General features: G+C 71.0%; 9 protein-coding genes. 5 read left to right on the forward strand and 4 right to left on the reverse strand.

Going from position 1 to position 14,526, the window contains the following annotated elements; translation table 11 throughout:
• Positions 1-13: 13 nt before the first annotated feature.
• Positions 14-2,515: an ATP-dependent helicase HrpB gene (gene hrpB / locus OG936_RS07410; RefSeq protein ID WP_406500346.1), complete on the forward strand. Its 2,502-nt coding sequence runs from the start codon at positions 14-16 to the stop codon at positions 2,513-2,515.
• A 222-nt stretch (positions 2,516-2,737) separates the two neighbouring features.
• Here hrpB and OG936_RS07415 read toward each other — a convergent pair whose 3' ends face one another.
• From OG936_RS07415 to OG936_RS07425, 3 genes are all read right to left on the reverse strand, one after another.
• On the reverse strand, positions 2,738-3,748 hold the full coding sequence (locus tag OG936_RS07415; protein ID WP_406493370.1) for a DUF3068 domain-containing protein: 1,011 nt from the start codon (positions 3,746-3,748) through the stop codon (positions 2,738-2,740).
• Between the two features lie 40 nt (positions 3,749-3,788).
• Positions 3,789-3,929, reverse strand: a complete 141-nt coding sequence (locus tag OG936_RS07420) for an SPW_0924 family protein (protein WP_383750014.1) — start codon at positions 3,927-3,929, stop codon at positions 3,789-3,791.
• A gap of 162 nt (positions 3,930-4,091) precedes the next feature.
• Positions 4,092-5,816 (reverse strand): lytic transglycosylase domain-containing protein, encoded by a 1,725-nt coding sequence (locus OG936_RS07425; RefSeq protein WP_406493372.1) that lies wholly within the window; start codon positions 5,814-5,816, stop codon positions 4,092-4,094.
• A 186-nt stretch (positions 5,817-6,002) separates the two neighbouring features.
• On the opposite strand from OG936_RS07425, the gene OG936_RS07430 reads away from it, so the two are divergent.
• Positions 6,003-6,839, forward strand: coding sequence for a DUF4184 family protein (locus OG936_RS07430; protein ID WP_383750018.1), 837 nt, complete (start codon positions 6,003-6,005; stop codon positions 6,837-6,839).
• Between the two features lie 46 nt (positions 6,840-6,885).
• Here the strand turns inward: OG936_RS07430 and polA are convergent, their stop codons facing one another.
• Complete coding sequence (gene polA / locus OG936_RS07435; protein ID WP_406493373.1) at positions 6,886-9,597, reverse strand: DNA polymerase I; 2,712 nt, start codon at positions 9,595-9,597, stop codon at positions 6,886-6,888.
• 162 nt (positions 9,598-9,759) lie between these two features.
• On the opposite strand from polA, the gene OG936_RS07440 reads away from it, so the two are divergent.
• From OG936_RS07440 to OG936_RS07450, 3 genes are all read left to right on the forward strand, one after another.
• Entirely contained in the window at positions 9,760-12,051 is a 2,292-nt protein-coding gene (locus OG936_RS07440; protein ID WP_406493374.1) for an FdhF/YdeP family oxidoreductase, read from the forward strand.
• Positions 12,052-12,189: 138 nt separating this feature from the next.
• A complete protein-coding gene (locus tag OG936_RS07445; protein ID WP_383750027.1) occupies positions 12,190-12,660 on the forward strand; it encodes a PaaI family thioesterase in 471 nt (156 codons plus the stop codon).
• Between the two features lie 657 nt (positions 12,661-13,317).
• The gene (locus OG936_RS07450; RefSeq protein WP_406500347.1) at positions 13,318-14,526 is read left to right on the forward strand and encodes a branched-chain amino acid ABC transporter substrate-binding protein; all 1,209 of its coding nucleotides are present in this window, start codon (positions 13,318-13,320) and stop codon (positions 14,524-14,526) included.

Genomic DNA, 14,526 nt, shown 5'->3' on the forward strand with positions numbered 1-14,526 from the left:
CGAGACTGGGGGCGTGATCCGTACCGACGCCCTGGACCAGTTGCCCGTACGCACCGCTGTGCCCGCCCTGGAGCGGGCGCTGGAGGACCGCGGTGTCGCGGTGCTGTGCGCGCCGCCCGGCACCGGCAAGACCACCCTCGTACCCCTGGTCCTGGCCGGCCTGGCCGGTCCGGCCGGGGGCGGCCCGGCGCGCAGGGTGGTGGTCGCCGAGCCGCGGCGGATCGCGGCGCGGGCGGCGGCGCGGCGGATGGCGTGGCTCGTCGGGGAGCAGGTCGGCGGGCGGGTGGGGTTCACGGTCCGCGGGGAGCGGGTGGTGGGGCCGGACACGGTGGTGGAGGTGGTGACCACCGGGGTGCTGCTCCAGCGGCTGCAGCGCGACCAGGAGCTGGCCGGGGTCGATGCGGTGATCATCGACGAGTGCCATGAGCGGCATCTGGACGCGGACACGGTCGCCGCGTTCCTCCTTGACGTGCGGGAGGCGATCCGGCCCGATCTGCGGTTGGTCGCCGCGTCCGCGACGACGGATGCGCAGGGCTGGGCGCGGCTGCTGGGCGACGCCCCCGTGGTGGAGGCGCAGGGTGTTTCGCATCCGGTGGAGGTGGTGTGGGCGCCGCCCGCCGGGCCGGTGCGGCCGCCGCACGGGATGCGGGTCGATCCGGCGCTGTTGACGCATGTCGCGGCGACGGTGCGCCGGGCGCTCGCCGAGCGGGACGGCGACGTGCTGTGTTTCCTGCCCGGTGTCGGCGAGATCGGCCGGGTGGCGGGGCAGCTGGCGGGGGTGGCGGCCGAGGTGCTCCAGGTGCACGGGCGGGCTCCGGCGGCGGTGCAGGACGCGGTGCTGGCCGGGTCGTCCGGCGGGCGGCGGGTGGTGCTGGCGACGTCGGTGGCGGAGTCGTCCCTGACGGTGCCCGGGGTGCGGGTCGTGGTCGACTCGGGGCTGGCCAGGGAGCCGCGCACCGATCATGCGCGGGGGCTGAGCGCGCTGACGACCGTACGGGCCTCGCAGGCGGCGGGCAGGCAGCGGGCGGGGCGGGCCGGGCGTGAGGCGCCGGGGACGGTGTACCGGTGCTGGGAGCAGGCGGAGGACGGGCGGCTGGCGCGGTTCCCGTCCCCGGAGATCAAGGTCGCGGATCTGGCGGCGTTCGCGTTGCAGGCGGCCTGCTGGGGCGATCCGGACGCATCGCGGCTGGCGCTGCTCGATCCGCCGCCCGCGGGCGCGATGGGCGCGGCGCGCGAGGTGCTGACGGCGGTCGGCGCGGTGGACGCGGCGGGGCGGGTCACCGGCCGGGGTGTGCGGATGTCCCGGCTGGGCCTGCATCCGCGGCTGGCGCGGGCCCTGCTGGACGGCGCCGCCGAGGTGGGCGGGCGGCGGGCGGCCGAGGTGGTGGCGCTGCTGAGCGAGGAGCCGCCGCGGGAGTACGGCGACGATCTGGCGGTGGCGCTGCGTACCGCCCGGCGGGGCCGGGACGGGTATGCGGCGCGGTGGCGGCAGGAGGTCCGGCGGCTGTCGTCGTCGGTCGAGGACGTGGGTGGGGGTTCCGGTCCGGACGACGCCGCCGTCGGTCTGGTGGCCGCGCTGGCGTTCCCGGAGCGGGTGGCGCGGGCGCGGGGCGAGGGGGCGTTCCTGATGGTGTCGGGGACGGGGGCGGAACTGCGGGACGGGTCGGGGCTGCGCAGCGCGCCGTGGCTGGCGGTCGCGGTCGCCGACCGGCCCGCCCATGCCGCGTCCGCGCGGGTGCGGCTCGCCGCCGTCGTCGACGAGGGCACGGCGCGGGCGGCCGCCGGGCAGCTGCGGTTCGCGGGCGAGGAGGTCCACTGGGCGGGCGGCGATGTGGTGGCCCGCCGGGTGGAGCGGCTGGGTGCCGTCGAGCTGTCGGCGCGCCCGCTGAAGCAGCCGGCGCCGGAGCTGGTGCGCGAGGCGCTGGTCGAGGGTCTGCGGCGCGAGGGGCTCGGGCTGCTGCGCTGGACGCGGGACACCGGGCAGTTGCGCGAGCGGCTCGCCTTTCTGCACCGGGAGCTGGGGGAGCCCTGGCCGGAGGTGTCGGACGGTGCGCTGCTGGACCGTACCGGGGAGTGGCTGGAGCCCGAACTGTCGCGGGCCCGGCGCCGTTGCGACCTGGCGCGGATCGACGCGGGGCAGGCGCTGCGGCGGCTGCTGCCGTGGGCGACCGGCGAGGCGGCCCGGCTGGACGAGCTGGCGCCTGAGCGGATCGAGGTGCCGAGCGGTTCCCGTATCAGGGTGGAGTACGGCGGGGCGCAGCCCGTACTCGCGGTGAAGCTTCAGGAGCTGTTCGGCCTGCGGGAGACGCCGCGGGTGGCCGGGGTGCCGGTCCTGGTCCATCTCCTCTCCCCCGCCGGCCGTCCCGCGGCGGTCACCGCGGACCTGGCGTCGTTCTGGCGGGAGGGCTACCGGGCCGTGCGGGCGGAGCTGCGCGGCCGGTATCCGAAACATCCGTGGCCGGAGGACCCCACGACGGTGGAGGCGACCCGGTTCACGAAGAGGGCCCGGCGGTAGGCGGCGCGGGTGAAGGAGCGGGGCCGGGGTGCGTGCATCGCAAGGCGGAGGAGTGAGTCGGATGGGGTCTCCCCTGCTCGAGCGCAGCCGAGAGCTTGGGGAAGGAGCGTTGGTGATCGACGCCAACGCCGCGAGGCGCGTGCCCCAGCCCCGCGACGCCGCGAAGCCTACTGCCGGGCCCTCCGGGGCGCGGCTCAGGCGGGGGTGGGAAGAGGGCCCGGCTCAGGCGGGTGCAGGTTGCGGGTCGGGGGTGGGTGCCGTCGTCCCGTCGGGCAGTTCGCCGTCCGGGCGACGGGAGCGTGCCTCCAGCCACAGGGCGAGTGCGAGCAGGACCGTGCCGAGGGCGAGGAAGCCCCAGGGCAGGTACGAGGTGAGCAGCAGGACCAGCAGGCGCTGGGACTTGACCAGGGCGACGATCGAATCGACGTAGTCCGCGCGCATCTTCACGTGCCCGGCGAACACGGTGACGGTGTCCTGGGGCAGGCCCATCGCCTTGGCGTTGCGCAGCTCCTCCTTGTGGATCTCCTCGCCGTTGACGGGCGCTCCGGTGACCGGGTCCACCCAGAACATCCGCTTGGTGGTGTACCAGCGGGTCATGCCCGTCTTGGCGATCTGTTCCGGGGTGATGCCCTTGATGGGCATCTTCTTCGGCATCGGGACCTTGGTCCACGGGATGGTCTGCTCGAAGTAGTAGACGTCCATGCCGTGGAAGGTGCGGGTGCCCTTGTAGTGGATGGGCGAGCTGGTGCGGGCCTGCGCGTCGAAGTACTCGTAGTCGCGCTTCTCGGTGAGGAAGGGCCACTTGAACTCGATGCCCTCGCGCCTGACCGGGTCGCCGTCGACGGATTCCCCGGTGGCGTGGACGGGGGCCTGGCTGTGCGCGTCGAAGATGTAGCGCTCGGGGATCTCGGAAACCATCTTGCCGTCCGGACCGACCACGTAGCTGAGGGCGTCCCAGACGACGACGTCGCGGCCGGCGCTGCGCTCGATCTTCTCGGACTCCTCCACGTTGCCTTTGAGGGTCTGCACGATGGTGACCTTGGGGACCCGTTTGACCTTCATGTTGTCGTTGTAGTCGAGGAGGGTGGCGGGCTTCGCCTCCAGCACCGTTTCCTGGTACTGACTGGGCGGGATCTTCGCGAGCCTGGGGAAGGCGTACCAGCGCATCAGGGGCGACATGGCGGCGAAGAAGACGGCGAAGGCCAGGAGTACGAGGCTGGCTCGGCGGCGCATGGTGGTGGTGCCCTCCCTCAGCTTCTGTTGCTTCTTCCGGTTACTGGTTCTTGGGGCCCGGGACGGTGGTCAGCAGAGGTTTGGGCGAGGTCTCTCCGGGCGGGGCGCCGATCGCGCCGATGGTGAAGACGAGCGCGAGGGCTGCGGCCAGCCCGATGGCGGCGGCGACGAGGGCACGCATGCCGGTCCTCCCGGAGAGCACATATCTGATGGGTCGTCAGGGTTGGGGCACCGTAGCAACGCGGGCGCGAGATGAGAACACCGGGCGCGGGATCAGAAGACGTGGAACAGCCCCTCTGCCGGGTGGTGGCGGAGGGGCTGCCGGGACGTGCGGCCGGGCTGATCAGGCGGCGGGGGGCTCCGGGCTCTGCGGTGCCTCCGGGGTCGGTGATGTCTCCGGGGCCGGCGGGACCTCGACCTCCAGCTCGATGACGATCACGGCGCCGCCCTCGGTGGTGAGGCGCAGCTTGTAGGTGCCCGCGGTGCCGTCGGCGTAGATCTTCGGGAGCTTCAGGGTGCCGTCGGCGCCGGTCCTCAGATTCGTGAGGGTGCGGACGGTCTTGCCGTCCGCGTCCTTGAAGTACGGGCCCTTGTCGTTCTCGGCGGGCTCCGCCGCGTCGGTGATCATGGTGGCGGTGACGGCGACACCGTCGGCGATCGCGTCCTTGTAGGTGGCCTTGACCTCGACGGTGTCGGCGAACTCGGCGCCGGGCGCGGCGGTCAGGGCCTTGTCGTCGGTCCTGGCGATCGCGTCGGCACGACGGGCGGTGACGGTCGCGCCGTAGGTGACGGGGGGCAGGGAGCGGCCGGTGGCGATGGCCCGCACCGTGAACTTCCCCGTCTTCTCGCCCGCCTTCAGCACCGGTGCGGTGACCGTGCCGTCGGCCGTGGTGAGGAGGGTGGCCGCCTTCTTCCCGCCGTCGAAGGCGGCGTCCGTGTCACCGGCGATGGTGAAGGTCACGGACACCCTGGCGAGCGGGCCGCCGAGGCTGTTCCTGGCCCGCACCTTGATCCGCTCGGTGAACGTGTGGCCCGCGGTGGCGGTCAGCGTGCCGGTGCCGGCGTTCTCCACGCCCGCGAGGGTCTGGGACGGCGTGGGCGTGGGGGTGGGGGTGGGCGTGGGTTCGGGGGTCGGGCCGGTCGTGGTGCCGCCGCCCGGCTTCGAGGGGGCCGGGCTCGGCTTCGGCCCGGGCTCGGCGGATCCGGACGGCGAGGGGGAGGGACTCGGGCTGCCGGGCCTCGCGTCCGTACCGCCGAGGCCGGGCGGGACCACGCCGGTGCCGTCGGGGATCTCGTGGGTGCCGCGCTTGTAGTACTCGAACCAGGAGCGGACCGTACGGAGGTAGGCGTCCGAGTGGTTGTAGCTCAGGACCGCCCGGTCGAGATCCGTGGCGATGGACAGGTCGCGGGAGCCGGCGCAGAGGTAGTGTCCGGCGGCGAGCGCCGCGTCGTAGATGTTGTTGGGGTCCTTGCGGCCGTCACCGTTGCCGTCCTGGCCCCAGGTCGCCCAGGTGGACGGGATGAACTGCATCGGGCCGACGGCGCGGTCGTGCGTCGCGTCCCCGTCGTACGCCCCGTTGTCGGTGTCCTTGATCAGGGCGAAACCCCGGCCGTCGAGGACCGGGCCGAGGATCGGGGAGAACGTGGTGCCGTTCGCGTCGACCCGGCCGCCGCGCGCATGGCCGGACTCGACCTTGCCGATCGCGGCGAGCAGCTGCCACGGCAGCCGGCAGGCGGCGTCGCTGCTCGCGAGGCTCTGCTCGGCCTTCTTGTACGCGGCCAGGATCGACGCCGGGATACCGGATTCCGCGCTGCCGGTGACGGGAAGATTCGTGGACGTTCCCGGCTTGTCGGGCGTGATCAGCGGGGGCAGCTCCGTGTAGTACGGCGAGTTGCCGGTGGCCGCGCCGTCGGGCGGAGGTGTCGTTCCGGTGGACTGCGGGTCGCCGCTGCCGCCGGCCAGCGGTATGCCGGGGGCCCCGGAGGCGGAGAGCGCCGCAACGGCGACGGCGGCCACGGCGGTGGTGGTCGCCCCCTTGCGAAGCCGCCGACCGAACTGCGCTGCCATACCTCTGGCCCCTCCCCATCGACGACTGTCCGCGCTCCCCAGCGCCTGGACTCAGGCGACCCTACGGCAACTTGTGCCGCCGGAACACCGTGCACTGACCGGTTCTTGCCTGTTTTTCACGTTCTCGACAGCAAGTTGTACGGCCGTCGTCGGGCGGGCGACGGGGGCTCGCGCATACTTGCCGCCATGCCGTTCACCCTCAGTCATGCCGCCGCCGTGCTCCCGGGGATGCGGCGCAACGGAACGGCGCGTGGCCCGCTCCTCGCCTCGGCCCTCGTCGCGGGCTCGTTCGCGCCCGACATGACGTACTACGCGGATACCGCGATCCCTGGAGCCATGGAGTTCGGGCAGGTCACCCATTCGGTGTGGGGCGTGTGCACGGTCGATGTGCTGATCACCGGGGTCGTGGTGGCGCTGTGGCTGCTGCTGCGCGAACCGTTGGTGGCGCTGCTGCCCGGGGCCTGGCAGGGCCGGGTGCACACGTTCGTACGGGGCCGGCGCGCACCCGGGCGGGGGGCGTGGGGTGTCCGGGACGGTGGGTGGTTCGCGCTGTCGGCGGTCATCGGGGCGGCCACCCATGTCGTCTGGGACGCCTTCACCCATCACGACCGGTGGGGTGTGCGGCTGGTGCCGGTGCTCGACGGGAGCGTGGCGGGACATCCCGTGTTCCAGCTGGTGCAGTACGGCAGTTCAGCCGTGGCACTGGCCGTGCTCGCCCGGTTCACGGCGTCGGGGCTGCGGCGGACGGGGGCGTGCCCGGCCCCGCCGTCCGTGCCCGTGCTGAGCCGTCGGGGGCGGTGGTCGGTGGGAGCGCTGCTGAGCGTGTGCGTACTGCTCGGTGTCGTACACCGGTGCGCGCGCTGGTACGCGTACGTCGGGCACATCGACACCCCGCTGGACATCATCCCGACCGCCTGCTTCGGCGCCGGGGCGGGGGCGGCGGTGGGCCTGGTGCTGTACGGGGCGTGGATGCGGCTGCGGCGACCGCGGGCGTCCGTGCCCCCGGTCGCCGGACGGGCCTGATTCCCGGGAGTCCCCGAAAAACCCGGGCCCGTCCGGCGCCGCCGGGTCAGTGCGCCGCGGACTCCCAGTCCGTGCCGACACCGACCGAGACATCGAGCGGGGCGCGCAACTGCACGGCCGTGGACATCTCGTGGCGGAGGATCTCCTCCACCCGCGCGCGCTCGCCCTCGGCGATCTCCAGCACGATTTCGTCGTGGACCTGGAGCAGCATCCGGGACTTCAGCTTCGCCTCGGTCAGCGCCCGGTCGACATGGAGCATGGCGACCTTGACGATGTCCGCCGCCGTGCCCTGGATCGGTGCGTTGAGCGCCATCCGCTCGGCCATTTCACGGCGTTGGCGGTTGTCGCTGTTGAGGTCGGGGAGGTAGCGGCGGCGGCCGAAGACCGTCTCCGTGTAGCCGGTGGCCCTGGCCTCCTCCACCACACGGTGCAGATAGTCACGCACTCCGCCGAACCGCTCGAAGTAGGTGTCCATCAGGCCGCGCGCCTCGCCCGCCTCGATGCTCAGCTGCTGAGAGAGGCCGAACGCGGAGAGCCCGTACGCAAGTCCGTAGCTCATGGCCTTGATCTTGCGGCGCATCTCCGGGTCGACGGCCGACTTGTCGACGCCGAAGACCTGCGAGGCGACCGTCGTGTGCAGGTCCTCGCCGGAGGTGAACGCCTCGATGAGGCCGGCGTCCTCGGAGAGGTGGGCCATCACCCGCAGTTCGATCTGGCTGTAGTCGGCCGTCATCAGCGTTTCGAAGCCTTCACCGACGACGAAGCCCCGGCGGATGGCCCGGCCCTCGTCCGTACGGACCGGGATGTTCTGCAGGTTGGGGTCGGTGGAGGAGAGCCGGCCGGTCGCCGCCACCGTCTGGTTGAACGTGGTGTGGATACGGCCGTCGGCCGCGATCGTCTTGATCAGGCCCTCGACGGTGACCCGCAGCTTCGCCTGTTCGCGGTGGCGCAGCATGATGACCGGCAGCTCGTGCTCGGTCTGGGCGGCGAGCCAGGCCAGGGCGTCGGCGTCCGTCGTGTATCCGGTCTTCGTCTTCTTCGTCCTGGGCAGGCCCAGCTCGCCGAAGAGGACTTCCTGGAGCTGCTTGGGCGAACCGAGGTTGAACTCGCGGCCGACCGCGGCGTGCGCTTCCTTCACCGCCTGCTGCACCGCACCGGCGAACTGCTGCTCCATGCCTTCCAGATGGTCCCGGTCCGCGGCGATACCATGCCGCTCCAGGCGGGCCAGCAGGACGGACGTCGGCAGCTCCATGTCATGCAGCAGCTCGGCCGCGCCGACCTCGGCGAGCCGGGCGGTGAAGGCGTCCCCCAGGTCCAGGACCGCGCGGGCCTGCGTCATCAGGGCGTCGGCCTCGGCCTGGTCGTCCGCGCCGAAGGCCAGCTGCCCGTCGGACGCCGCCGCGGGGGCCAGCTCCCGGCCCAGGTACTCCACCGCCAGTGCGTCCAGCGCGAAGGAACGGCGGCCCGGCTTGACCAGATAGGCGGCCAGCGCGGTGTCCATCGTGACGCCGTCGACCTGCCAGCCGTGCTCCGGGAAGACCCGCATGGCGCTCTTCGCGTTGTGCATGACCTTCGGCCGCTCCGCGTCGGCGATCCAGGCGGCGAACGCCTGCTCGTCGCCCTCGTCGAGCTCCGCGGGGTCGAACCAGGCCGCCGCCCCGCCGGCCGCGGCGAGCGCGATCTCGGTGACCGTGCCCGTGCCCAGCGCCCACGTGTCGACGGTGGCGACGCCGAGCGGCTGCCCGCCGTGCTCGGCGAGCCACGGCGCCAGCTCGCCCGCGCCCAGCACCGCGCCGTCCAGCTCGATGCCCGCGGCGGGCGCCGGGGTCTCGTCCTCGGCCGCGCCCGGGTCGACGGCCAGCAGCCGCTCGCGCAGGCTCGGGTTACGGATCTCCAGGACGTCGAGCACACCGGTCACCGCGGTGCGGTCGTACGGCGCGCGCTCCAGGTCCTGCGGGGTCTTCGGCAGCTCCACGTCGCGGACCATCTCGGTCAGCCTGCGGTTCAGCCGCACCGCGTCCAGGTGATCCCGGAAATTCTGACCGGCCTTGCCCTTGACCTCCTCCGCGCGCTCCACCAGCTCGTCGAACGAACCGAACTGGTTGATCCACTTCGCGGCGGTCTTCTCACCGACGCCGGGGATGCCCGGAAGGTTGTCCGACGGGTCACCGCGCAGCGCCGCGAAGTCCGGGTACTGCCGCGGCGTGAGCCCGTACTTCTCCTCGACCTTCGCCGGGGTGAAGCGCGTCAGCTCCGAGACGCCCTTCGTCGGATACAGCACGGTGACGTTGTCCGTGATCAGCTGGAACGAATCCCGGTCACCGGTGACGATCAGCACCTCGAAGCCGGCCGCCTCGGCCTGCGTGGCCAGCGTGGCGATGACGTCGTCGGCCTCGAAACCGTCGATCGCGAAACGGTCGGCGTGCATCGCGTCGAGCAGCTCGCCGATCAGCTCCACCTGGCCCTTGAACTCGTCCGGCGTCTTCGAGCGGTTCGCCTTGTACTCCGGGAACTCGTCCGAGCGCCAGGTCTTGCGCGAGACGTCGAACGCCACCGCGAAATGCGTCGGCGCCTCGTCACGCAGTGTGTTCGCCAGCATCGAGGCGAAGCCGTACACCGCGTTCGTCGGCTGCCCCGACCCTGTCGTGAAATTCTCCGCAGGCAGCGCAAAGAACGCCCGGTACGCCAGGGAGTGCCCGTCCATCAGGAGCAGGCGCGGTCGGTTGTCTGCCGTCTTCTTCGATGCCGTCTCAGCCACGCCCCCGATCCTGCCACGGACCACTGACAATCCCGACCGCGCATGACTCCCGGACCCTCCGCCCCGGCCGCGTGGCAGGATCGCGCGAGGAACACGTACCGCACCGATACGTAAGCGCACCGCGCGCACGCGCATCGGCACCGCCTCGAAGAGGAGCGCACCATGGCCACGAAGCCGCCCACAGGTGACCCGGTCCAGGACGCACCGCAGGTCGAACCCGCGCAGCACGCCGCCGCCGGACTGCCGGCCGTGGCCCACAGTCTGCTCATCGCCCAGCAGCAGATGGGACTGCGGCGCACCGCGCAGACCCTCCTCAAGGTCAACCAGAAGAACGGCTTCGACTGCCCGGGCTGCGCCTGGCCCGAGGGCGACAAGCGGCACACCGCGGAATTCTGCGAGAACGGCGCCAAGGCCGTCGCCGAGGAGGCGACGCTGCGCCGTGTCACCCCCGACTTCTTCGCCGCCCACCCGGTCGCCGATCTTGCCTCGCGCAGCGGGTACTGGCTGGGCCAGCAGGGCCGGATCACCCAGCCCATGTACCTCCCCGAGGGCGCCGAGCGGTACGAGACGGTGACCTGGGAGCGCGCCTTCGGCATCATCGCCGAGGAGCTGGGCGCGCTCGACTCCCCCGACGAGGCCCTCTTCTACACCTCCGGGCGCACCAGCAACGAGGCGGCGTTCCTGCTCCAGCTGTTCGCCCGCGAATTCGGCACCAACAACCTCCCCGACTGCTCCAACATGTGCCACGAGTCCTCCGGCTCGGCCCTCGTGGAGACCATCGGCATCGGCAAGGGCAGCGTCTCCCTGGAAGACCTCCACCAGGCCGACCTGATCATCGTCGCCGGACAGAATCCCGGCACGAACCACCCCCGGATGCTCTCCGCCCTGGAGAAGGCGAAGTCGGCGGGCGCGAAGATCATTTCGGTGAATCCGCTGCCCGAGGCCGGCCTGGAGCGGTTCAAGAACCCGCAGACCCCGCTCGGCATGGTCAGGGGCGCCGCGCTCAACGATCTCTTCCTGCAGATCCGTATCGGCGGCGACCAGGCCCTCTTCCGGCTCCTCAACAAAATGATCCTGGAGACCGAGGGCGCCGTCGACGAAGACTTCGTACGAGAACACACCCACGGCTACGAGGAGTTCGCGACCGCGGCCCGCGAAGCCGACTGGCAGCAGACCCTCGCCGCCACCGGCCTCGACCGCGGCGCCATCGAAGAGGCCCTCGCGATGGTCCTCGCCTCCAAGCGCACCATCGTGTGCTGGGCCATGGGCCTCACCCAGCACAAGCACTCCGTGCCGACCATCCGCGAAGTGGTCAACTTCCTCCTGCTGCGCGGCAATATCGGCCGCCCGGGCGCCGGAGTCTGCCCCGTCCGCGGCCACTCCAACGTCCAGGGCGACCGCACCATGGGCATCTTCGAGCGCCCCTCCCCCGCCTTCCTCGACGCCCTCGACAAGGAATTCGGGATCACCTCGCCGCGCCACCACGGCTACGACGTCGTCCGCTCCATCGAGGCCCTGCGCGACGGCGATGCCAAGGTCTTCTTCGCCATGGGTGGAAACTTCGTCGCGGCCACCCCCGACACCGACGTCACCGAGGCCGCGATGCGCCGCGCCCGCCTCACCGTCCACGTCTCCACCAAGCTCAACCGCTCGCACGCCGTGACCGGCACCCGCGCGCTGATCCTGCCGACACTGGGCCGCACCGACAAGGACGTCCAGGCGAGCGGCAAGCAGTTCGTCACCGTCGAGGACTCCATGAGCATGGTCCACGCCTCGCGCGGCAACCTCACCCCGGCCGGCCCCCATCTGCTCTCCGAGCCCGCCATCGTCGCCCGCCTCGCCCGCGCCGTCCTCGGCCCCGGATCGACCACCCCCTGGGAGGAGTTCGAGAAGGACTACGCGACGATCCGCGACCGCATCTCCCGCGTCGTCCCCGGCTTCGAGAACTACAACGCCCGCGTCGCCCGGCCCGGCGGCTTCACCCTCCCCCACGGCCCCCGCGACGAACGCCGCTTCCCCACCACGACCGGCAGGGCCAACTTCACCGCCGCACCCGTCGAGTACCCCGAACTCCCCGAAGGCAGGCTGCTGTTGCAGACCCTGCGCTCCCACGACCAGTACAACACCACCATCTACGGCCTCGACGACCGCTACCGCGGAATCAAGGGCGGCCGCCGCATCGTCCTGGTCAACCCCGAAGACGCCCACGCACTCGGCCTGGCCGACGGCACCTACACCGACCTGGTCAGTGAGTGGAAGGACGGCGTCGAACGCCGCGCCCCCGGCTTCCGCGTCGTGCACTACCCGACAGCCCGGGGCTGCGCCGCCGCCTACTACCCGGAGACCAACGTGCTGGTCCCCCTCGGCTCCACGGCCGACATCAGCAACACCCCCGCCAGCAAGTCCGTCGTCGTGCGCTTCGAGAACGTCCAGGGGCAGACCGGCCAGGAATGATCCGTACCCACAACCCACCAGGGCCTGCCCTGCGGATCAGGGCCGGACAGGCCCTAAGCGTTCGCTCAGTCGTCTGATAAGAACAATGCGTACAGCAACAAGACGGTGAACCACCGCAGACGATCGGAGCCGGACCCCATGGGCGAGCACACCACACCCAAGTTCCCCCAGGAGATCATCGACGAGTACGCCGCACTCGGCGTCGACCTGCCCGCCCTCTTCTCCGCCGGCCACCTCGGCGAGCGCATGGGCGTCACGATCGTCGAAGCCTCCGCGGACCGCGTCGTCGGCACCATGCCCGTCGAGGGAAACACCCAGCCCTACGGACTGCTCCACGGCGGCGCCTCAGCCGTCCTCGCCGAGACCCTCGGCTCGATCGGCTCCATGCTCCACGGCGGCGCCACCAAGCTCGCCGTCGGCGTCGACCTGAACTGCACCCATCACCGAGGGGTACGAAGCGGCCTCGTCACCGGCGTCGCCACCCCCGTACACCGCGGCCGCTCCACCGCCACCTACGAGATCGTCATCACCGACGAACACGACAAGCGGGTCTGCACCGCCCGACTCACCTGCCTGCTCCGCGACGCACCCCGGCCCGACGCCGCCTGACCAACCGGAACACACCGCACCACCCGCACCACCCGCACCGCACCACTGCCCGGCCGGACCACCATCCGGCCGGGCAGAGCCATTTCCACCCACAACAACCCACGCACACACCACAGTTGAACAACCCAACCGGTCAACACCCTTGACCGCACACTCCGTTGTATGGCCCACTCAGCACTTCCCGCACACCACACCGCGTCGACCACACCGACCCGAATGTAACACTGTGTAACAAACACATCATGTGCAAACAGCCCCACGCAACACCCCGAACCCGGCCCCACCGCCGCCGGGCACCTCGTCACGCCCACACGCCCCCCTCCCCGCCCCCACCGCGCGACAGCAGCAAGATCCACCCAAGCCCCTTAGCAGAGCTGCACGTTCTCACCATCCGGTCACTCCACCCGACCGGCAAAAAACCGTACATGTCGGCACAGCCACCTCAAGCCTTGCTCAAGGGCATAACAAGACAGTCACATCCTGCGGCGGACCCATCCCTGACCCCCACACCTGCGCCTAGAGTCACCGCCAGTCACCGCGCCGCCGGGCGCGTCTGCAGCACGGCCCTGTACCAACCAGTACGGCCCGGCGAACGACACGGCACCTCAAGCAGAGGAGGCCGCGCCAGGGAAAGGACCTTTCGTGCGACACCGTTCTTTGCTCATCCTCACCACAGTGCTCACCACCGGAGCACTGACACTCACCGCCTGCGGGTCGCGCGACGACAGCAACAAGAGCAGCAGCGGCGACACCCAGACCGTCGTCATCGGCGTCGACGCGCCCATCACGGGCGACCTGTCCGCCCTCGGCCTCGGCATCAAGAACTCCGCGGACCTCGCCGCCAAGACGGCGAACAAGGAAAAGACCGTCCCCGGCATCAAGTTCGAGGTCAAGCCGCTCGACGACCAGGCACAGCCCTCCGTCGGCCAGCAGAACGCCCAGAAGTTCATCGACGACGCCACCGTCGTCGGCGTCGTCGGCCCGCTGAACTCCGGCGTCTCCCAGTCGATGCAGAAGCCGCTCAACGACGCCTCCCTCACCCAGGTCTCCCCCGCCAACACGGGCACCGAACTCACCCAGGGCGAGAACTGGAAGACCGGCGACAAGAAGCGCCCCTACAAGACCTACTTCCGCACCGCCACCACGGACCAGATCCAGGGCGCCTTCGCAGCGAAGTACCTCTTCAACAACGCGAAGATCAAGCAGGTCTACCTCATCGACGACCAGAAGCCCTACGGCGCCGGCCTCGCCGCCTCCTTCAAGGCGACCTTCACCACCCTCGGCGGCAAGATCGTCGGCACCGACCACGTCAACCCCGACGACCGCGACTTCAACGCCGTCGTCACCAAGGTCAAGAAGTCCGGCGCCAAAGCCGTCTACTACGGCGGCGAGTACCCCGCCGGCGCACCCTTGAGCCAGCAGCTCAAGGACAGCGTCAAGATCCCCCTCATGGGCGGCGACGGCATGTACAGCGCCGACTTCATCAAGCTCAACAAGAAGGCCCAGGGCGACATCGCCACCTCCGTCGGCAAGCCCGTCGAGGAACTCGACTCCGCCAAGAAGTTCATCACGGACTACAAGACAGCCGGATACAAGGACGCCTACGAGGCCTACGGCGGCGGCACCTACGACGCCACCTGGTCGATCATCGAAGCCGTCAAGATCGCCGTCGCCGACAACAACGGCAAGCTCCCCGACAACGCCCGCGTCAAGGTCCTCGAAGCCATGAGCAAGGTCAAGTTCGACGGCGTCACCGGCCCCGTCTCCTTCGACGAGTTCGGCGACACCACCAACACCATGATGACCGCCTACCAGGTCGACGGCGGCAAGTGGACGTCCAAGCTCAGCGAGGTCTACAAGCCCTGA

Source organism: Streptomyces sp. NBC_00846, from assembly GCF_045207325.1.
Classification (GTDB): domain Bacteria; phylum Actinomycetota; class Actinomycetes; order Streptomycetales; family Streptomycetaceae; genus Streptomyces.

Excerpts from the sequence above, each read along its gene's own strand:
- OG936_RS07415 (WP_406493370.1), bottom strand. The coding sequence starts at position 3,748 with ATGCGCCGCCGAGCCAGCCTCGTACTCCTGGCCTTCGCCGTCTTCTTC.
- OG936_RS07420 (WP_383750014.1), bottom strand. The coding sequence starts at position 3,929 with ATGCGTGCCCTCGTCGCCGCCGCCATCGGGCTGGCCGCAGCCCTCGCG.
- OG936_RS07425 (WP_406493372.1), bottom strand. The coding sequence starts at position 5,816 with ATGGCAGCGCAGTTCGGTCGGCGGCTTCGCAAGGGGGCGACCACCACC.
- OG936_RS07430 (WP_383750018.1), top strand. The coding sequence starts at position 6,003 with ATGCCGTTCACCCTCAGTCATGCCGCCGCCGTGCTCCCGGGGATGCGG.
- OG936_RS07440 (WP_406493374.1), top strand. The coding sequence starts at position 9,760 with ATGGCCACGAAGCCGCCCACAGGTGACCCGGTCCAGGACGCACCGCAG.
- OG936_RS07445 (WP_383750027.1), top strand. The coding sequence starts at position 12,190 with ATGGGCGAGCACACCACACCCAAGTTCCCCCAGGAGATCATCGACGAG.